This is a genomic window from Variovorax sp. Root434 (assembly GCF_001426595.1).
Classification (GTDB): domain Bacteria; phylum Pseudomonadota; class Gammaproteobacteria; order Burkholderiales; family Burkholderiaceae_C; genus Variovorax.
In genome coordinates, this window is record NZ_LMEK01000012.1 from 256,279 (window position 1) to 275,241 (window position 18,963).

At 66.9% G+C, this 18,963-nt stretch carries 16 protein-coding genes; 9 read left to right on the plus strand and 7 right to left on the minus strand.

What is annotated here, in order from left to right:
• Position 1 precedes the first annotated feature (1 nt).
• From ASD05_RS11755 to ASD05_RS11795, 9 genes are all read left to right on the plus strand, one after another.
• The gene (locus tag ASD05_RS11755) at positions 2-994 is read left to right on the plus strand and encodes a Bug family tripartite tricarboxylate transporter substrate binding protein (protein WP_056594297.1); all 993 of its coding nucleotides are present in this window, start codon (positions 2-4) and stop codon (positions 992-994) included.
• Positions 995-1,025: 31 nt separating this feature from the next.
• Positions 1,026-2,189, plus strand: a complete 1,164-nt coding sequence (locus ASD05_RS11760) for an FAD-dependent monooxygenase (protein ID WP_056592119.1) — start codon at positions 1,026-1,028, stop codon at positions 2,187-2,189.
• 31 nt (positions 2,190-2,220) lie between these two features.
• Positions 2,221-2,442: a recombinase-like helix-turn-helix domain-containing protein gene (locus tag ASD05_RS11765; protein ID WP_007834985.1), complete on the plus strand. Its 222-nt coding sequence runs from the start codon at positions 2,221-2,223 to the stop codon at positions 2,440-2,442.
• A 26-nt stretch (positions 2,443-2,468) separates the two neighbouring features.
• Positions 2,469-3,512 carry an aromatic ring-hydroxylating oxygenase subunit alpha gene (locus tag ASD05_RS11770; protein ID WP_056592123.1) on the plus strand — a complete coding sequence of 348 codons (1,044 nt, stop codon included), beginning with the start codon at positions 2,469-2,471 and terminating at the stop codon, positions 3,510-3,512.
• Between the two features lie 19 nt (positions 3,513-3,531).
• Entirely contained in the window at positions 3,532-4,500 is a 969-nt protein-coding gene (locus tag ASD05_RS11775) for a PDR/VanB family oxidoreductase (protein ID WP_056521924.1), read from the plus strand.
• 49 nt (positions 4,501-4,549) lie between these two features.
• Complete coding sequence (locus tag ASD05_RS11780; protein WP_056592126.1) at positions 4,550-5,656, plus strand: porin; 1,107 nt, start codon at positions 4,550-4,552, stop codon at positions 5,654-5,656.
• A 42-nt stretch (positions 5,657-5,698) separates the two neighbouring features.
• Positions 5,699-7,015 (plus strand): MFS transporter, encoded by a 1,317-nt coding sequence (locus ASD05_RS11785; RefSeq protein WP_056592129.1) that lies wholly within the window; start codon positions 5,699-5,701, stop codon positions 7,013-7,015.
• Between the two features lie 639 nt (positions 7,016-7,654).
• Complete coding sequence (locus ASD05_RS11790; protein WP_056592133.1) at positions 7,655-9,877, plus strand: M1 family metallopeptidase; 2,223 nt, start codon at positions 7,655-7,657, stop codon at positions 9,875-9,877.
• A gap of 76 nt (positions 9,878-9,953) precedes the next feature.
• A complete protein-coding gene (locus ASD05_RS11795; protein ID WP_056592136.1) occupies positions 9,954-10,364 on the plus strand; it encodes a hypothetical protein in 411 nt (136 codons plus the stop codon).
• A 269-nt stretch (positions 10,365-10,633) separates the two neighbouring features.
• Here ASD05_RS11795 and ASD05_RS11800 read toward each other — a convergent pair whose 3' ends face one another.
• From ASD05_RS11800 to ASD05_RS11830, 7 genes are all read right to left on the minus strand, one after another.
• Entirely contained in the window at positions 10,634-11,368 is a 735-nt protein-coding gene (locus ASD05_RS11800; RefSeq protein WP_056592139.1) for a transporter substrate-binding domain-containing protein, read from the minus strand.
• Between the two features lie 59 nt (positions 11,369-11,427).
• The gene (locus ASD05_RS11805) at positions 11,428-12,255 is read right to left on the minus strand and encodes a substrate-binding domain-containing protein (protein WP_056592142.1); all 828 of its coding nucleotides are present in this window, start codon (positions 12,253-12,255) and stop codon (positions 11,428-11,430) included.
• A gap of 103 nt (positions 12,256-12,358) precedes the next feature.
• Positions 12,359-12,556, minus strand: coding sequence for a hypothetical protein (locus ASD05_RS11810; protein WP_056592145.1), 198 nt, complete (start codon positions 12,554-12,556; stop codon positions 12,359-12,361).
• Positions 12,557-12,577: 21 nt separating this feature from the next.
• Positions 12,578-13,474: an SPFH domain-containing protein gene (locus ASD05_RS11815; RefSeq protein WP_056592148.1), complete on the minus strand. Its 897-nt coding sequence runs from the start codon at positions 13,472-13,474 to the stop codon at positions 12,578-12,580.
• A gap of 151 nt (positions 13,475-13,625) precedes the next feature.
• A complete protein-coding gene (locus ASD05_RS11820) occupies positions 13,626-14,396 on the minus strand; it encodes a TIGR04325 family methyltransferase (RefSeq protein ID WP_056592151.1) in 771 nt (256 codons plus the stop codon).
• Positions 14,397-14,486: 90 nt separating this feature from the next.
• Positions 14,487-15,380, minus strand: coding sequence for a response regulator transcription factor (locus ASD05_RS11825; RefSeq protein WP_056594299.1), 894 nt, complete (start codon positions 15,378-15,380; stop codon positions 14,487-14,489).
• Positions 15,358-18,756: an ATP-binding protein gene (locus ASD05_RS11830; protein WP_235507946.1), complete on the minus strand. Its 3,399-nt coding sequence runs from the start codon at positions 18,754-18,756 to the stop codon at positions 15,358-15,360. Before ASD05_RS11830 ends, ASD05_RS11825 begins: the two co-directional genes overlap by 23 nt.
• Between the last annotated feature and the right edge of the window lie 207 nt (positions 18,757-18,963).

The window sequence follows — 18,963 nt, forward strand, 5'->3', positions numbered from 1 at the left end:
CATGCAACGACGTTTTTCCTTCTCCCTTTTGTTCTCAGCGCTGGCGGCCTTCGCCATCGCCTCGCCCGTGCACGCGCAGAGCGACGCGCAGAAGCAACTGGCCAGCGAGCGCTTCACCATCGTCTCGCCGTTCCCGCCCGGCGGCCCGGTCGACACGCTGGCGCGCGTGCTCTCCGACGGCCTCGCCAAGCGCTACGGCCAGGCGGCAGTGGTCGAGAACATGGTCGGCGCGGCCGGCAATATCGGCATCGACAAGGTCAAGCGTGCGAAGGGCGACGGCCACACGCTGCTCGTGGTGCCCGCAGGCAATCTCACGATCAACCCGACGCTGATGCCGAACTTTCCGTTCGACATCGAGAAGGACTTCGTGCCCATCACCATGCTCGCCAAGGCGCCCAACGTGCTGGTGGCCTCGCCCTCGTCGGGCATCAAGAGCGCGAAGGAACTGGTGGCGCTGGCCAAGGCCAAGCCGAACACGCTGTCGTACGCCTCGCCGGGCGTGGGCAGCGGTCTGCACCTGGCGGGCGAGCTGTTCAAGCAGCAGGCCGGCATCGATCTGCTGCACGTGCCTTACAAGGGCACGGCGCCCGCGCTGAACGACGTGCTCGGCGGCTCGGTGCCGCTGATGTTCAGCAACCTGCCCGCGACCATGCCCTTCATCAAGAACGGCAAGCTCGTCGCATTGGGCGTGACCGAGGCCAAGCGCAGCCCCGCCGCACCGGACATCCCGACGCTCGCCGAACAGGGTATCCAGGGCGTGACCGTGACCTCGTGGTATGGCCTGCTGGCGCCCAAGGGCACGCCGCCGGCCGTGGTCGAGCAGCTCGCGAAGGACGCGGCGCAGATGCTGGCCCAGCCCGATGTGCGCGAGCGCCTGAAGGCGCAGGGCATGACCGACGCGGCGATGAAGCCTTCCGAGTTCTCTGCGCTCATCCGCGACGAGACAGCCGTGTGGGCCAAGATCATCAAGGCCCGCAACATCGTGGCCGAGTGAGCCGCACGCAAGAACCGAAGCGGAAACACCCATGAAGACAACAAGCGAATCCACCATCGGCATCGTCGGTGCCGGCATCGGTGGCCTGGTGGCTGCCATTGCGCTGCGGCGCGCCGGGCATGACGTGGTGGTGTTCGAGCAGGCGAAGCAGTTCGCCCGCGTCGGCGCCGACATCAACCTCACACCCAATGCCGTGCGCGCGCTCGACGGCCTGGGCGTGGGCGAGGCGGCCCGCGTGACGGCGGCGCGCCCGTCGCACCGCATCAGCCGCACCTACGACACCGGCGAGGAAACTTCGCGACTGGAAATGGCCGATTCGGCGGAGCAACGCTACGGCGCGCCGCAGCTCACCATCCACCGCGCCGACCTGCTGGCCGCATTGGCCGACATGTTTCCGGCCGAGTGCGTGGCCCTCGGCAAGCGCGCGGAGAAGATCGCCGCGGATGACAAGGGCGTGAGCCTCTCGTTCGCCGACGGCACCAGCGCCCGTGTCGGCGTGCTGCTCGGCGCCGACGGCATCCACTCGTGCGTGCGCACCGCCATGTTCGGCGCCGAGAGCCCGCGCTTCACCGGCATCGTCGCCTACCGCGCCGTGGTGCCGGCCGAGCGCGTGGCGGGCGTGCCGAACCTCGGCGCCTTCACCAAGTGGTGGGGCCCGACCCCGCAGAGCCAGATCGTCACGTTCCCGCTGAACCGGGGCAGGGACATCTTCATCTTCGCGACCACGCCGCAAGACACCTGGCACCTCGAATCGTGGACCGCGCCCGGCAGCGTGGACGAGCTGCGGGAGCAATACGTGGCCTACCACCCCGAGGCGCGCGCCTTGCTCGACGCCTGCGACACGGTGCTGAAGACCGCGCTGTACGAACGCGACCCGATGCCCGCCTGGGCGCAGGGCCGCATGGCGCTGCTGGGCGATGCCGCGCACCCGATGCTGCCCTTCATGGCGCAGGGCGCGGGCATGGCGATCGAAGACGCGGTCGTGCTGTCGCGTCATCTCGAAGGCGTGGCTATGGCCGACGTTCCGGCGGCGCTGAAGAGCTTCGAGACCGCCCGCATCGAGCGAGCCAGCCAGGTGCAGCTCGGTTCGCGCGGCAACAACTGGCTGCGCGAAGGCGGCAACGCCGACTGGGTCTACGGCTACGACGCCTGGACTGCGCCGCTCGGCACGCCCGCGATGGCCGCCACCGCCTGATTCATTCCACCTCACTCCACGGAGGCACACGATGCAACAAGACCGCTATCTCCAACCGCACCAGGCGCGCCAGCGCCCCGCGACCACCTACGAAGACCTGCTGGGCGACGTGATCGAACGCGCCTTTGCCGACGGCATCCACGACCTTGGCGGGCTGGTGCAGCGCCTGAACGACAGCGGCCTCGCCACCCCCGGCGGCCAGCCGTGGACCGAAGCGCTGTACCGCAAGGAAATGGCCGCGCTCGGCGCTTGAGCAGAGAGACAGAGAGAGACATCACCATGACCATCGCCATCACCCCCGTCCCCGCCGACCCGGTGGACCACCTGCTCGAGATCGGCCTCAAGGATCTCTGGTACCCGATCTGCCCCTCGCACTTCATCAAGGAGAACCCCATCTCGCTGCGCCGCCTCGGCCGCAAGCTCGCGCTGTGGCGCGACAACGAAGGCGTGCTGCATGCGCTGGAAGACCGTTGCCCGCACCGCGGCGCGCCGCTGTCGCAGGGCGTGGTGCTCGGCGACCGGCTTTCGTGCCCGTACCACGGTGTCGAGGTGCGCCACGACGGCGTCGTCACGCGCGTGCCCGGCAGCCCGGGCTGCAAGCTGGAAGGCTCGCAGGCCACGCGGCACTTTCATGTGCAGGAGCGTGCGGGCGCCGTGTTCCTCTACAACTCGAAGGAATCGGTCGACGTGCCGCCGCCGCTGGTGCTGCCCGAGCAGCTGACCGATGACGCCGAATACGCGAGCTTCCTCTGCTACACCGAATGGAAGGGCGACTACCGCTACGTGCTCGACAACGTGATGGACCCGATGCACGGCACATACCTGCACAAGCAGTCGCACTCGATGGCCGAGGGCGACTCGAGCGCCAAGTTCGGCATTCGCGCGACCGACATCGGCTTCGTGTTCGAGAAGGAAGGCCAGCGCAACGTCAACTTCGACTGGACCGAATGGGCCGACACCGGCATCCACTGGATGCGCCTCGAAATCCCGTACCCGAAGACCGGCGGCCCCGGCGGCAACTTCATCATCATCGGTGCCTTCTCGCCGATCGCGAAGGGCATGACGGCCACCTTCTTCTGGCGCGTGCGCAAGCTGCCAGCAGGCTGGGAGCGCGACACCTGGCGCTTCCTCTACAAGAACCGCCTGGAGGCGCGCCACTGGCACGTGCTGGAGCAGGACCGCGTGATGCTCGAAGAAATGGAGCCCGACGCCAACCAGCACGAGAACCTGTACCAGCACGACCTGGGCATCGTCCGCCTGCGCCGCCACATGCGCAACCTCGCGCAGGCACAGCTGGCCGAGGCCGCCACCACCACGGCCTGAACCGCAAGCGAGCATCGCCATGTCTTCTCCCACGCTGAACGCCCTCGTGCACACCATGCGCTACGAGGCCGACGGCATCGTCAGCGTCGAGTTCCGGCCGGCCACGCCGGCGGTGGACTTTCCCGCCTTCGAGGCCGGCTCCCACATCGACCTACACCTGCCCAACGGGCTGGTGCGCAGCTATTCGCTGTGCAACCCTTCGAGCGACCGCCAGCGCTACGTGGTCGGCGTGCTCAACGACCGCAAGAGCCGAGGCGGCTCCCGCTACGTGCACCAGCAGCTGCGCGTGGGCATGACGCTGCCCATCTCGGCGCCGCGCAACAACTTCAAGCTGGAAGAGGGCGCCGAGCGCTCGGTGCTGGTGGCCGGCGGCATCGGCGTGACGCCCATCTGGTGCATGCTGCAGCGGCTGGTGGCCATCGGCAAGCCTGTCGAGATCCTGTACTGCGCACGCACCCGCAAGGAGGCGGCCTTCTGCGATGCCATCGAGGCGCTGGCGAAGGAAAAGTCGGTACAGCTCACCTGGCATTTCGACGACGAGAAGGGCGTGCCGCCCGACCTCGCATCGCTGCTGGCCGGCAAGGGCGCCACCAGCCACTACTACTGCTGCGGCCCGACGCCGATGCTCGACGCTTTTGAAAAGAGCTGCGAGCAACTCGGCTACGCCAACGCGCACATCGAACGTTTTGCCGCCGTGCACGTGGAGGCGCCCAGCGCCACGCAGAGCTGCGTGGTGATGTGTGCAAAGAGCGGCAAGAGTGTCGAGGTGCCTCCGGGCAAATCGATTCTCGACAGCCTGATCGACGCCGGCCTCAACCCCGACCACAGCTGCAAGGAAGGCGTCTGCGGCGCCTGCGAGACCGCTGTGATCGAGGGCGAAATCGATCACCACGACGGCATCCTCACGAAGATCGAACGTGCGTCCAACAAGACCATGATGATCTGCGTCTCTCGCTGCAAGGGCGAGCGACTGGTGCTGGACATCTGAACAAGGCCACAACCCAAAGACGGCCGAGAAAAAACAACCGAGACATTCAATGAAAAAGTACTTGATCGCGATGGCTGCGGCCACCGCGGCTGGCGCAGCGCTGGCCCAATCTTCCGTCACGCTCTTCGGCGTGGTCGATGCCGCCGTCACCTACACCACGGGCAGCGGCGACGGTTCGGCCCACAAGACGCAGCTGACCAACAGCGGCAACATGTTCAGCCGCCTCGGCTTTCGCGGCACCGAAGACCTGGGCGGCGGCTACTCGGCCAACTTCTGGATGGAGATGGGCCTGCAGAACGACAGCGGGCAGGGCTTTCCGTCGAACACGAACAACCAGGCCAGCGGCAACGGCACCGCGGGCATCCTGAGCTTCAACCGCCGCTCGACGGTGAGCCTTGCGGGCCCCTTCGGCGAAGTGCGGCTGGGGCGCGACTACGTGCCGGCGTTCTGGAACACGGCCATCTTCGATCCCTTCGGCACAGGCGGCGGCATCGGCGCCAACCAGATCTATTTCTCGGGCCTCGGTGGCCTGGTGGCACCCACCGGCACGCGCGCCTCGAACAGCGTCGGCTACTTCCTGCCGGCCAATCTTGGCGGCTTCTACGGGCAGGTGATGTATGCCATGGGCGAGAACGCTTCCAACTCGGTGCTGCCGAACACGCTGGTGTCGAACAAGCACGACGGCGAGCATACCGGCGCGCGCTTCGGCTACCAGAACGGCGGACTCAACGTGGCCCTGGCCACCGGCCGCACGCGCTACGCGAGCGGCGACCTGCGCGTGACCAACCTCGGCGCGGCCTATACCTTCGATGCCTCGCTCATGAACCTCAAGCTCACGAGCGAGCTGTACAAGGAATCGAAGGGCAGCACCGACGCCAAGGGCGCACTCATCGGCTTCCATCTGCCCATCGGACCGGGCGAGATCAAGGCCTCGTATGCACGCTACAAGCTAGAGCCCGCCAACGCGGCGCTCAAGCCCACGTCGTCGAAGCTGGCCATCGGCTACGTGCACAACCTGTCGAAGCGCACGGCGCTGTACGCCACCATCGCGCGCATCAGCAACAAGAACGGTGCGTCGCAGGCCCTGGCGGGCGCGATCACCATGCCGAACCGCGCCTCCAGCGGCACCGAGTTCGGCATGCGCCACATGTTCTAGGCGCGCAGCCGCGTCATCACCCTCACATCGGCAGGACAGATCATGCAGAGCAAGAACTTTCGTTGGTACGGCGTCCTCACGCTGTTCGTGATCGTTGCGATCTCCTACGTGGACCGCATCAACATCGCGGTACTGATCACCGATGCCGCGTTCCTGAACCACGTGGGCATTGCCGCCACCGACCGCGTGAGCCAGGGCTTCCTGGCGACGGCCTTCATGCTGGGCTATGGCGTGTCGGCCTTCGTGCTCACGCCGTTTTGTTCGGCCTTATTCGGCGTGCGGCGCAGCCTGGTCTACGGGCTGGTCCTCTGGGGCGTGGTGACGTGGGCCTCGCCGATGCTCCACAGCTACGGCCTGCTGCTGGCCTCGCGGGTGCTGCTGGGCGTTTCGGAAGGGCCGCTGTTCTCACTGGCCTCGTCGTACATCAAGGCGCATTTCCGCAGCGACGAGAACGGCAAGCCCAATGCCTTCGTCAACATGGGCACGGGGCTGGGGCTGGCCATCGGCTATCCGCTGGTGGGCTGGCTGCTCACCCGGTTCGCGTGGGACACCTCGTTCCACGTGCTCGGCGTGCTGAACATCGTGCTCGGCATTCCGCTGGTGCTGGCCTTCGTGCGCATGCCGTCCGCGCATGCCGATGGTGTCAAGCCTTCGTCGTTCGGCGAGGCGATGGCGCGCGTGGGCGGCATCGTGAAGGGTGCGCTGCACACACGGCACCTGTTCCTCATCACGCTGCTGACCTCGGCCGCGCTCGCCTACCTGTGGGGCAGCAGCAACTGGCTGCCGACCTACCTGCGCGAGGCGCGCGGCTTCTCGATGCGCGAGATGGGCTGGCTGGCCTCGCTGCCGCAGTACGCCACCGTGCTCGCGGTGTTCGTGGGCGGCGTGCTGATCGACAAGGTCGGGCGCGAGCGCGTGCCCTTCATCTTCATGGGCGCGAGCGTGGGCGTGGCGCTGTCGGTGCTGATGGCCATCAACGCGAGCGACCCGTATGCGGCGGCGTGCTGCCTCGTGGCGGCCAACTTCTTCTGGGGCCTGCAGAGCCCGGCCATTCCGAGCACGGTGCAGTACTGCTCGCGGCCCGAGCACACGGCCAGTGCGTTCGGCGTGACCAACGGTGCCGGCAGCCTGGTGGCGGGCTTCATGCCGGCGTTGATGGGCGGCGTGATCAGCGCGGTGTCGCATGGTTCGGGCGCATCGGGCGCGGCCGCGGCTTCGGCCGCCTCCGCCTCGGGCTTCTTCGCGGGCTTTGCGCTGCTGATCGGCACGCAGGTGGTGGTGTTCGGCTGCGGCTTCATGCTGTGGCTGCGAGACCGTACGCCACCGGCGGTGGGCGTGTCTCAGTCGCAGGCTTCATAACTGTTCCGCCACAGAAATCCGATGCTGTGGCTGCAAGGTCACAGCGAATGCGCGCTGCATTCGCGGCAGGCGACGTATGCGATGAACCATCTTCGTACCGCATGGCACACGCGATGTGCGGTGACTCCATTCGGTCTATCGCGCGCGAACATTTTGAGAGGGAAAAGTTCCGCGATCCGTTGAGCGGACGTGTGCGATCAGATAAAACTGAGCGCACACCAATGGACGAGGGAATGCGCGTGAAATCAACGACAAGAGCCGCAGACAGTCTTGCCATCGCCGAGATGGCCCGTGCCGTTTGCACTTCGCGCAAACGCACCGCTCCGATATCCGAGCACTGAACGCAAGCCTTCGCGCTACACGCCCGCGTTCGCATCCCACCACCCCGCGTCTCGACGGGAATGGAACCTCTTACGCCCCGCATCCTGGGACCACCGCTTTTTGCGCGGTGTGCCTTTGCATGACTGTGTGGTCCTGACGAACGCAAGCGTTCGCCGGGAGGGCATCGTGTTGCCCTTTTCTTTCAGATAACCCCGTTGTTCATCTCATCACCGCGCGCGTCACGCGCATCGCCGGCTATCCGCCGGTGCATGCAGGACGGCGCATGTTTCTTCTTACCAAGAGTACCCAGAGGCGATCATGAAAAAATTCAATACACCCGTCTTCAATCATCTTGCCATCACGGCAGTGACCCTTGCCGTGCTGACGGCATGCGGCGGCGGTGGAGACAGTGGTGGCGGTTCGCTCGGTGGCGCAGGCGTCGGTCTCGGTGCGCCGTCGGAGCCGGTCGCTTCCGCTCCGGCGTCCGATCCCACGGCGAAGGCACCCGACGATGGCGCGCCCACCGCGGCGGCGATCGACCGCACGACCAAGCCCATGGAGCTGCCCGACACCGTCTGGCCGAGCAACTACAAGCTGTGGTTCCGCCCCGATGCGGCGCTCAAGACCTTCGTGGGCCGCGGCGACGTGGAGATCGAGGTGCTCAAGCCGGTCGATGCCATCGTCGTCGCAGCGCACAACCTGAACTTCGCCAAGGGCCGCACCACGCTGCGCAAGGTGTCGAAACCCGGCGAGGCGATCCCGCTGATCCCCACGCCGCAGACGCTCGGCGACTTCGTGCAGCTGCGCCTGAACGACGGCCAGATCGCCAAGGGCAAGTACCTGCTGCACATGGAGTGGGACGGCAAGATCCAGTTCTCCGATGCCGAGTACTGCCCGCCCGCCGAAGTGGCGCGCAACCCGTTCTGCTCGGCCGCCACCGGCGTCTTCAAGGTGGGCCTTTCCACACCTGAAGGCGTGAGCAGCGACGCCATCGTGACGCAGGGCGAAACCAACTATGCGCGCCAGTGGTTCCCGGGCTGGGACGAACCGGCCTTCCGCCACACCTTCGAGATCTCGGCCGAGGTGCCGGGTGACTGGAAGACCGTGTCGAACGGCGCGCAGACCGAGGCGACGAAGCTGCCCGACGGCTACCAGCGCGTGGCCTTCGAGAAGACGCTCTCGATGCCGATGTACCTGGCCTTCTTCGGCGGCGGCAAGTTCGACATCCTGGCCGACACCTTCAAGAACCCGCTCGACGGCAGCGACATGCCGCTGCGCTGGTTCACGCCGCCGGGCCGCTCCGACTGGGCGAAGTTCGCGATGGAGTGGACCAAGGTGTCGATGGACTATTACTACAAGTACACCGGCATCCCGCTGCCCTTCAAGAAGTTCGATACCGTCGCGGCCAACGACAGCTACGACAACAAGCCCAACACCGGCTTCGGCGGCATGGAGAACTGGGGCTCGATCTTCGAGTTTGCCGACCGCGTGCTGACCAAGCCGGGCGACACGCCGACGCTGTACTCGGTGACGGTGGTGACCCATGAGGTCGCGCACCAGTGGTTCGGCGACCTCGTCACGCTCGACTGGTGGGACAACGTGTGGCTCAACGAATCGTTTGCGCGCTGGTTCGAACGCCGCACCACGATCAAGTTCCACCCCGAGTACTACAGCTTCTCCGACTACGTGCTGGACAAGCACAACGTGATCGTGGCCGACCTGAAGAGCACCGCGGTGCCCGTGCAGCGCAACCTCAACGATGCGGGTTCGTTCGGCTTCATCAGCCCGTCGATCTTCGTCTACAACAAGGGCAGCCACGTGCTGGAGACCATCCAGAACTACATCGGCGAAGAAGCGATGCAGAAGGGCCTGCAGATCTACCTGAAGGACTACGCGTTCGGCAACGTCACGCCTTCGCGCCTGTGGAGCTCTCTGGAAAAGGCGACCGACAAGAAGGTCAGCGAGATCGGCGACAGCCTGATCCGGCAGACCGGCATACCGCTGCTCACGGTGGACGCGCAGTGCGCGGGCAACAGCACCTACGTGAACATCACGCAGGAGTCGTTCCCCAACCAGAACGTGTACCCGGCCTCGACGTGGACCATCCCCGTCACGCTGGCGTACGGCGACGCGATGGACCAGCGCAAGACCTTCGTGATGTCGAACAACAGCACGCAGGTGGAACTGCCTGGCTGCACGGCGGTGCTGGCCGGGCCGACCGGGCAGGACTACTACGTGAGCAACTACAGCGGGCAGTCGTGGAGTGCGCTGCTGGCCAAGGCGCAGAGCTTTGCCGGCAACAAGCCGCTGCTGCTGAACATCGAGCGCGACGCGTTCCGGCTGCTGAGCGTGGGGCGCATCACGCAGGCGCAGTACGACCAGATCAAGGGAGTGCTGAACCTGCCGGCGACGCTGCTGGCCAAGACGCAGGTCAGCGAGCAGAAGATGGCGGCGGTGGCCACCGGTGCGGAGAAGGAGGAGTACCCGCATGCGCTGCGCTTCCAGGGCGGCCTGAAGCTGCGCGAGAACCTCAAGCGCTGAACGTTGTTTGAAACCCCGGCGCGCACCGACCGGCATGCCTGCAGGGCGGTGCGCGCCTCATCACACCGGGATCATCATGAACACAGCATTGAAATGGCTGGCCATGGGCGCTTGCGCCATGTTGCTGGGCGCTTGCGGCGCAAGCAATGGCGGGCCGGAGGCCGAACTGGTCGGCGTCTACGCCGTGAAGCAGAACGGCGCGCTCAAGGAACTGGTCAAGATCGAGCGGCAGGGCGACCGCTACGTGATGCGCGACAAGGTGCGCACGCCCGAATGGAGCGAGCCGAAGATGCAGATGCAGCCTGTGACGCGCGAGCGCTGGAGCCGCATCACGACCGACACGGAGAACACGTCCTTCGTCGGCATCTCGAGCGAACAGCTCGGCATCTTCAAGGTGCCTCCTGGGTGGCAGAAGAACGGCTTCAAGACGCAGACGGGGTACTTCCTGTTTTACTCACAGGGGCCTGTGGAGGCGTACAAGCTTTGATTGTTCAGGGCGCCGCTCACGCCGACGAGGTACCTTGCTCCGCGAATGTCCCCCGGCCTGCGGCCTCCTCCTTTATTTCGCTGCGCAAGGCACCTCATCGGCGCGAGCGGTTCAGAGCGGTGAGTGATCGGACAGCACCACGACTGCGCCCATCGTGCGCAGGACACCGGGTGCTTCCCGCAGCGAAATAAAGGAGGAGCCGAAGGCGGGGGATTCGCGGAGGGAAGTACCCGGTGGCCTGTGCACGCGCCCCGAACAGGAGCGCTCAACTACGGCGCAACGATCGCACCCTCGATGCGATGGCGTTTCAATGCATCGGCGACAAAGCCCGAAGCCTTCATCTCCTCGACAAAGGCGGCGAGCAGCGTCTGCGCTTCGGCGCCTCGGCTGGCCGGCGTACCCATCGCCTGCTGGATCACCATGAAGCGCCCAGGCAGCACACGCACGCCCGGCGCGCGGGCAGCTTCGCCTTCGAGCAGCTGCCGGATGCCCGCCGCCACCTCGACCTGGCCCGCCCGCAATGCAGCGAGCGCGGGCCCCGCGCCCTGGAGGCGCACGATCTCGGCGGCCTTGATCTCGCGCGTGAGGAACAGGTCGTAGGCGCTGCCCGAGCCGACCGAGATGCGATGGCCTTCGGCATCGACCTGCGCGTTGTCGGTCAGCGCCGACGATTCGGGCACAAGGTAGCTGCCTTCGATCAGCACATAAGGCGCGGTGAAGCGCAGCCCTTCGCTGCGCGCGGGGTCGACCGCGAAGAAGCCGATGTCGGCTTTCTCGTTCTTCACCGCGTCCACCGAGGCCGCGGCCTTCTCGAACACCACCAGCTCGACGCCCACGCCAAGCTGTCGCGCGAACTCGCGGGCAAGGTCGATCGACACGCCAATGGGTTCGCCCGTGGCGACGTCCTTGTTGGCGAGGATCGGGTTGCCGAGGTTGATCGAGGCGCGCAGCGTGCCGCTGGGCGCAAAGGCGGTCACGAGGGCGGAAGAGGGCCGAGTGGTCATGGCGTCCGTTCGTCGGGAAGGAATGAAGGCCGCCAGTTTACGGGCCGTGGTTTCGCGGTTCAGCGCGCCGACAGCGGCTCCAGCCCCGTCTTCGCGATGGTGGGCGCCGCGGCCGGGGAGTTGAGATAGCGGATCAGCTGCCGCGCCGCATCGGGCTGCTTCGATGCGGTGGCGACACCGGCCGAGAACACCGTCACGAGCTGCACCTCGGCGGGCAGCGGACCGATGTAGTCGATGCCCTCGATGGGCAGCAGCTCGCTCACCTGCTGCAGGCCGAGCGCCGCGTCGCCACGCGCCACCACCGAGCCCACGCGCTCGCTCAGGATGCGCTTGCTCTTGGGCTTCACCTGGTCTTCGATGCCCAGCTTCTTGAGCAGCTCGGTCTCGTAGTAGGTGCCGCTCGCGCTCGCCGAATAGGCGATCGACGGTGCCGCGAGCAGCGTGCGCTTGAGCGCGTCGACCGTGCCGATGTCCGGCTTGGGCGCGCCCTTGCGCACCGCGAAGCCGATGGGCGAGCGCACCAGGTCGACCTGGCTGCCCGCCACCACCTTGCCCTGCGCCACCAGCGCATCGAGCGCCGGGCGCGCGAGGATCACGACGTCGGCCGGCTCGTTGCGCGCCAAGCGGCTGGGGATCGAGTCGGTGGCGTTGCCCATCGAGGCGCCATAGGCGGTCTTGACGGTGCGGCCGCTGCTGCGCTCGAACTCCGGGCGCAGGTCGTTGTAGGCGGCGGTGAAGCCGCCCGAGGTCATGACGTGGATGTCTTCGCCCGCAGGCTTGTTGCCGCCGCCGAGGACGCCGCAGCCGGCGAGCGCGAGGGCCGCGACCAGCGGCAAGGCGGCGCGGCGGGTGAGGGCGAGGAAGGGGGAAGGAAGGGGCTTTGTCACGATGTCTCCGGGAGGAAGAAAAGGCCAGTGGCCTGGAGGCCGCCTGTCGTTGCCTATCGTAGAGGCCGGAGCTGTCATTCCGCCCTCAGCGGATTCGGGGTTATCACCGAGGCGATGCGGGCTTGTCGGGCGCGTCGGCGTCCTTGGTCGGCAGCCGCCCGCGTCTGGCCAGCCCCTCGCGCAGCAAGAACTCGACCTGCGCGTTCGCGCTTCGCAGCTCCTGCGCCGCCAGGCGTTCGATCTCGGCCCACAGGGCCGGGTCGATGCGCAGGGGGTAGGATTTTTTTCCGGGACTTGCCATCGAGGGGATCGGGAGCGGGCTTCAGGTGTACAGCGTACCGGTGTTCACCACGGGCTGCGTCTCGCGGTCCGAGCACAGCACCACCAGCAGGTTCGACACCATCGAGGCCTTGCGTTCGTCGTCGAGTACCACGAGGTTGCGCTCCGACAGGCCCTTGAGCGCCGCTTCGACCATGCCGACCGCACCCGCCACGATCTGGTGCCGCGCGCTGACGATGGCCACCGCCTGCTGGCGGCGCAGCATCACCTGCGCGATCTCCGGTGCGTACGCGAGGTGGGTGAGCTTGGCGTCGAGCACTTCGACGCCTGCGCTGGCGAAGCGTTGGTTCAGCTCCTCCTTGAGCGCGTCGGCCACCGTGTCGAGCCCGGCGCGCAGCGTGGTCTCTTCGCTTTGCAGGTCGTCGCCGCTGTCGTAGGCGTAGAGGGTGGCGAGATGGCGGATCGCGGCTTCGGCCTGGATGGCGACGAACCTGTTGTAGTCATCGATCTCGAACACGGCCTGCGCCGTGTCGTAGACCCTCCACACCACCGCCGCGCCGATCTCCACCGGGTTGCCGCGCTTGTCGTTCACCTTCAGCGGCGGCGTGTTGAGGTTGCGTGCGCGCAGCGAGATCTTCTGGCCGCTCTGCAGCGGGTTGGTCCAGCGCAGGCCTTCGGTGCGGTCGGTGCCCTGGTACTCGCCGAACAGCGTGAGGATGATGCCCTCGTTGGGCTGCAGCATGTAGAGGCCGGGGATCAGCACGAGGCCCACAACGATCAGCAGGATGCCGATCGGCAGGGGCATCAGGCGCTGCACTATCGCCAGCACGCCGACGGCGATCAGCAGCAGCACCACCGCGCACACGCCGTATCCGTTGATCGACCGGTAGGGGCGCTCCTTTCGCACCGGCCGGGGGGTGTTGGGGGTCTTCTCTTGCATGGATGCCTCCGTTAAAAGTGATATCACTTTAATATCTTTTCGGAGGCGGTCAAGATTTTTTTGGCGGCACTGCGCCGCCGCTGATGCCTGAGGCGGCGCCAAGCCGCCGGCCGGGATCTGCCGACCGGAGTTCCCCGGCCGGGTTGGCGCATCAATCGACGAGGTCGAAGCAGCAGCCCGCGTAGTACGGCTTGTCGCCGCCGTCGACGAAGGGCACCTCGATCGGCTTGCCCTCGTTGCGCCACACGTCGCGCTTCCTGTAGCCCGAGCGTGCGAGATCGGCCAGGAGTTCGTCGTGGTGCTGGATGCGGTAGGCGCACACGGCCACGCCGATGCTGTTGAGCGTGTAGATCGTGCGCTCGGGGTGCACGGCCGTGGTGTTCATGACGATGCGCCTCGGCTTCACGGCCAGCGCGGAAAGAATCGCGTCCATGCGCGTCGGCAGGTACTGCAGGCTGCCCGAGACATACAGCACGTCGCAGCCGCTCGCATCGCGGTAGTCGGTGGTGAAGCCGAGCTGCGCGGTGGCTTCCCGCTTCACGGCCATCGCGCGGCCGCTCTCGACCACGCCTGGCACGTCGCACACGGTCCATTGCAGGGTGGTGGGGTAGGTCAGCACGCGCCGGAATGCGTAGTACTTGATGCCGACGTGTCCGCCGAGGTCGAACACGCGCGTCAGCCCCGCATCGATGGAGCGGCCCAGCCAGAAGAGGCCGGGATAGTCGTAGAAATAGATCTGCGGGCTGTAGAGTTCGCTCGCATCGGCATTGGCGTAGCCCACGGCTTTGGAGGGCGGCGCGCCGGCCTCGGCTGCCGCGAAGCTCTCGAACGAGCCCATGAAGAGGTTCTCGTCCGTGTTGTTCAGGAACTTGCGCCTGTACGCACTTTCGCGGGGAGGAAACTGCAGAAGGCTTGAGAGCATTGTTGACTCCGGTGGCGTTCTCATTTTGAATGCAACCAAAGTATTCGCGACCTATAGCCCCGTGCCGTTGGGGCGGTTACCCCATGGGGGTTACATACCGCTCGCCAGCGCCGCCGCAGCCGCCCGCGTCTCCACCCCCAGCTTCTCGAAGATGTGCTCCAGGTGCTTGTTCACCGTGCGCGGGCTGGTGCCGAGGATGTCGCCGATGTCGCGGTTGGTCTTGCCCTTGGCGAGCCAGGAGAGCACCTCGGTCTCGCGCGGCGTGAGAGCGGCATCTGCCAGCCGGGCCGCCGGGCCTTCACGCTGGATGGCGAACAGCAGCATCGTCTCTCCCAGTGCCGCGGCGCCGAGGTTGCGCACCGACAGCCGCATGCCCGTGGCGGTGCCGATGGCAATGGCCGCGCCCGGTGCGAGCGCCGGTTCGAGCGACGCGGGCAGCAGGCCCGGCGCCACCGGGTCTTCGAGCGCGTGCAGCCACAGCGCGGCCTGTGGCGAGCGCCACGCGATGCGTCCGCGCGTGTCGACGAACACCACGCCCATGCCGGCCACATCGACCGCGTCGCGCGCCATGCGCGTGATGCGGGCGTTGCGCGCGTGCGTGTGCAGCCGCGCCAGCACCTCCTGTGCGCGGATCGGCTTCACCACGTAGTCGACGCCGCCGCACTCGAAGCCCTCGACCACGTGCGAGGTTTCCGACAGGCCCGTCATGAACAGCACCGGGATGTGCGCGAGCGCCGGGTTGGACTTGATGCGCCTGCAGGTCTCGAAGCCAGAGAGACCGGGCATCAGGCCGTCGAGCAGGATCGCATCGGGCACCACGAGTTCGAGCCGCTGCAGCGCGGCCTCGCCGTCGACTGCCACCAGCACGGTGTAGCCGCTGGCCTCCAGCGTGTCGCACAGCATGCCGAGGCTGCTGGGCGCGTCGTCCACCACCAGCACCACGGGCCGTTCGGATGACGATTCAGGGGGCGAGGGTGTCTGCATCTTCGGCCAGTGCATTGCGGAGGTTGTCGAGTTCGAAGCGCACGACCATGCCGCGCAGCCAGGTGCAGGTGGCGGCCGCGGCGGGCGAGGCGGCTGCCAGCCGGTCGAGCGCCGTGTGCAGGCCGCGCACGTGGCCCATTTGCACGAGGCGCATGAGTTCGGCGCGGTCGTCTTCCGAAAGAGCGAGTTGCCGGGGGCGCTGCGGCGCTTCTTCTGCTTCACCCGCGAGAGGCGAGAGCGCGTCGGCGGTCGACAGCCATTCGAGCCCGAGGTGGCGCTCCAGCGTGGCGATCAGCTCCGACTCGATCACTGGCTTGCCCACAAAAGCCTGGCAGCCTGCGGCTTGCAGTCGCTCGTTCTTGTTCTCGAACATGTTGGCCGAGACGATGATGATCGGGATGTCCCCGAAGCCCGAGGCGCGTACCGAGGTGGCGGTCTGCCAGCCGTCCATGTCGTCCATCGTCAGGTCGAGCAGGATGGCCGAGGGCAATTCTTCGCGCAGGCTGTCGAGGCATTCGGTGCCGCTTGCGGCCTCGCGTATCTCGAAGCCCAGCGGTGCGAGCATGCCGGCCAGCATCTGGCGCTGCACAGGCTGGTCGTCGACCACCAGCAGCGTGCGGCGCGCGCCGATGTAGCCCGACACGGGCTGCCGCAAGGCGCCGGCCTTGGCCTGCGGGCCGGGGTCGGCCACCTCGCGCAGGTACACGCGCACGCTGAAGGTGCTGCCCTGCGACGAGGTCTGCGCCAGCTTGAGCTCGCCGCCCATCAGCGAGGTGAGCAGTCCGGTGATGGTGAGGCCCAGTCCCGTGCCCGGCTCGCCTCGCCGGCGGCCCGCTGCGCCGCGCTCGAAGGGCAGGAAGATGCGCTGGTGGTCCTGCGGCGCGACACCGATGCCGGTGTCGACCACGTCGAAGCGCAGCACCTCGCGCCGCGCATCCACATGCAGCGTGACCGTACCGCTGTCGGTGAATCGCACGGCATTGGTCAGTAGGTTGATGAGGATCTGCCGCAGCCATTTCGCATCGGCGTGCACCCACGGCGGCAACTGCCCCGCATGCGTGAAGACGAAGGCCAGGCCCTTGTTCTCGGCCTGCGGGCGCACCATGTGCACGAGCTGGTCGAGAAAGGCGGGCAGCGCGAGCGGCGCGGGTTCGAGCTGCAGCCGGCCGGCCTCGATGCGCGCGAGGTCGAGCAGCCCGTCGATCAGGCCCAGCATGTGCTCGCCGCTGCGGTGAATGGTCTGCACCGCCTCGCGCGGGGGCGCGACCGCGTCGCCCTTGAGCAGGATCTGCGAGTAGCCCAGGATGCTGTTGAGCGGCGTGCGCAACTCGTGCGTCATGCCGGCCACGTAGCGCGTCTTGGCCTGGTTGGCGGCCTCGGCGGCTTCCTTGGCGGTCTGCAGCGCGGCATCGGTGCGGCGGTGCGCCTCGATCTCGAGCGCGAGCAGGTTGTTGTGGCGCATCGATTCTTCCTGCGCCATCTGCCGGCTCTCGCTGCCCAGCACCACCCACCATGCGGCGACCGCGGCCACCACCGAGAGCAGCGCGAACACTTTCAGGAAGGCCGTGGCCATGACCGAATCGCTCGTGCCCGCCAGCGCCTCCTGCGCATAGACCACGCCGACCACGGTGGCCAGCAATGCAATGAGCGAGGTGGCAATCAGCAGGTAATGCGCCACGCGGAAGTTGAGCCGCGCCGACAGCGCCGGCGGCAGCAGCGCCTGCAGCCAGCCGCTCATCTGCTCGGCCGCGCGCGAGTCGGTCTTGCAGCGGTCGTGGCAGCGCGATTCGAGCGTGCAGCACAGCGAGCAGATCGGTGCGCTGTAGGCCGGGCAGTGCGCCATGTCCTCCGACTCGAAGCTGTTGTCGCACACCGAGCACTTCACGTTCTGGCCGGGCGTCCAGCGGTCGATGTCATGGCGTGCGAGGTAGTAGCGTCCGCGCGTGCGCCAGGCCAGCAGCGGCGACAGCGCCATGGCGGTGGCCAGTGCGATGAAGGGCGAGAAGGCCTTCGCCCAATGGCCCAGCGCGCCGGAGTAGGCCAGCATTGCGAGTGCGGCGGCCATCAGCATCGAGACTAGCCCGACCGGGTTGATGTCGTACAGGTGCGCGCGCTTGAACTCGATGGTCTTCGGACTCCACCCCAGCGGCTTGTTGATGACCAGGTCGGCCACCAGCGCGCCGACCCAGGCGATGGCGATGTTGCTGTAGAAGCCCAGCACGTGCTCCAGCGCCGCGAACACGCCCAGCGCCATCAGCAGGATCGCGATGACCACGTTGAACACCAGCCACACCACGCGCCCCGGGTGGCTGTGCGTGAGCCGCGCGAAGAAGTTCGACCACGCGAGCGAGCCCGCGTAGGCGTTCGTCAGGTTGATCTTCATCTGCGACACCAGCACGAACAGCACCGTGATGCCCAGCACCCAGGCCGGGTCGCGCAGCACGTACGAGAAGCCCGTGAGGTACATCTGCGTGGGCTCGATCGCATGATTGGCCGGTATCTCGTGCTGCAGCGCCAGGAAGGCGAGAAACGCGCCGCCCATCATCTTCAGCATGCCCGGCACGATCCAGCCCGGCCCGGAGACGAGCACCGCCGTCCACCAGCGCACGCGGTTGACGGCGGTCTTCTCGGGCAGGAAGCGCAGGTAGTCGACCTGCTCGCCGATCTGCACCACCAGCGAGAAGGCCACCGTGGCAGCGGCGCCGAACATCAGCGGATCGAAGCCGCTGCTGTCGGAGGTGCGGCCCACGAGGCCGGTGAAGTCGGCGTAGAGCTCGGGCTTCTTCACCAGCACCGCGATGAAGGGGCAAACGAACAGCACGATCCAGATCGGCTGCGTCCACAGCTGCAGCCCCGATATGAGCGTGATGCCGCGCGCCACCAGCGGAATGATGACGATCGACGACACCATGTACAGCAGCCACAGCGGCCAGTCCAGATACATCTGCAGCGCCAGCGCGAGGATGGCCGCCTCCAGCGCGAAGAAGATGAAGGTGAAGCTCGCGTAGATCAGCGAGGTGAGCGTGGAGCCCAGGTAGCCGAAGCCCGCGCCGCGCGTGAGCAGGTCCATGTCCACGCCGTGGCGCGCCGCGTAGTACGAGATCGGCAGCCCCGTGAGGAAGGTGATGAGCCCGACGACCAGGATGGCCCACAGCGCGTTCGAGAAGCCGTAGCTCAGGGCGATCGCGCCGCCAATGGCCTCCAGCGCCAGGAACGAGGTGGCACCGAAGGCCGCGTTCGCCACGCGGAACTCCGACCACTTGCGGAAGCTGCGCGGCGTGTAGCGTAGCGCGTAGTCCTCCAGCGTCTCGTTCGCGACCCAGGCGTTGTAGTCGCGGCGGATGCGGAAGATCTTCTGTCCGGAGACGGATTGCATGGCGGGTTGTCGCGGCGGCGGTGGCATGAGGGCGGACACAGCAAGAAGCGCTCCCTGGTTGCATTGCCGCCAATGTCGTGCCTTCGAGTCTGCAGGCAGGGCGCCTGCGCACCGCTACGTTGAATGACGTATTCGCGAGTACGCAGGTGATTTCTAAAGTACCAGCCATGGTGCTCGGGGCACCGTCCGATGCACTGCGATGGTGCG

Coding starts and splice junctions, on each gene's coding strand:
- ASD05_RS11755 (WP_056594297.1), top strand. CDS start 2: ATGCAACGACGTTTTTCCTTCTCCCTTTTGTTCTCAGCGCTGGCGGCC.
- ASD05_RS11760 (WP_056592119.1), top strand. CDS start 1,026: ATGAAGACAACAAGCGAATCCACCATCGGCATCGTCGGTGCCGGCATC.
- ASD05_RS11765 (WP_007834985.1), top strand. CDS start 2,221: ATGCAACAAGACCGCTATCTCCAACCGCACCAGGCGCGCCAGCGCCCC.
- ASD05_RS11770 (WP_056592123.1), top strand. CDS start 2,469: ATGACCATCGCCATCACCCCCGTCCCCGCCGACCCGGTGGACCACCTG.
- ASD05_RS11775 (WP_056521924.1), top strand. CDS start 3,532: ATGTCTTCTCCCACGCTGAACGCCCTCGTGCACACCATGCGCTACGAG.
- ASD05_RS11780 (WP_056592126.1), top strand. CDS start 4,550: ATGAAAAAGTACTTGATCGCGATGGCTGCGGCCACCGCGGCTGGCGCA.
- ASD05_RS11785 (WP_056592129.1), top strand. CDS start 5,699: ATGCAGAGCAAGAACTTTCGTTGGTACGGCGTCCTCACGCTGTTCGTG.
- ASD05_RS11790 (WP_056592133.1), top strand. CDS start 7,655: ATGAAAAAATTCAATACACCCGTCTTCAATCATCTTGCCATCACGGCA.
- ASD05_RS11795 (WP_056592136.1), top strand. CDS start 9,954: ATGAACACAGCATTGAAATGGCTGGCCATGGGCGCTTGCGCCATGTTG.
- ASD05_RS11800 (WP_056592139.1), bottom strand. CDS start 11,368: ATGACCACTCGGCCCTCTTCCGCCCTCGTGACCGCCTTTGCGCCCAGC.
- ASD05_RS11810 (WP_056592145.1), bottom strand. CDS start 12,556: ATGGCAAGTCCCGGAAAAAAATCCTACCCCCTGCGCATCGACCCGGCC.
- ASD05_RS11815 (WP_056592148.1), bottom strand. CDS start 13,474: ATGCAAGAGAAGACCCCCAACACCCCCCGGCCGGTGCGAAAGGAGCGC.
- ASD05_RS11820 (WP_056592151.1), bottom strand. CDS start 14,396: ATGCTCTCAAGCCTTCTGCAGTTTCCTCCCCGCGAAAGTGCGTACAGG.
- ASD05_RS11825 (WP_056594299.1), bottom strand. CDS start 15,380: ATGCAGACACCCTCGCCCCCTGAATCGTCATCCGAACGGCCCGTGGTG.
- ASD05_RS11830 (WP_235507946.1), bottom strand. CDS start 18,756: ATGCAATCCGTCTCCGGACAGAAGATCTTCCGCATCCGCCGCGACTAC.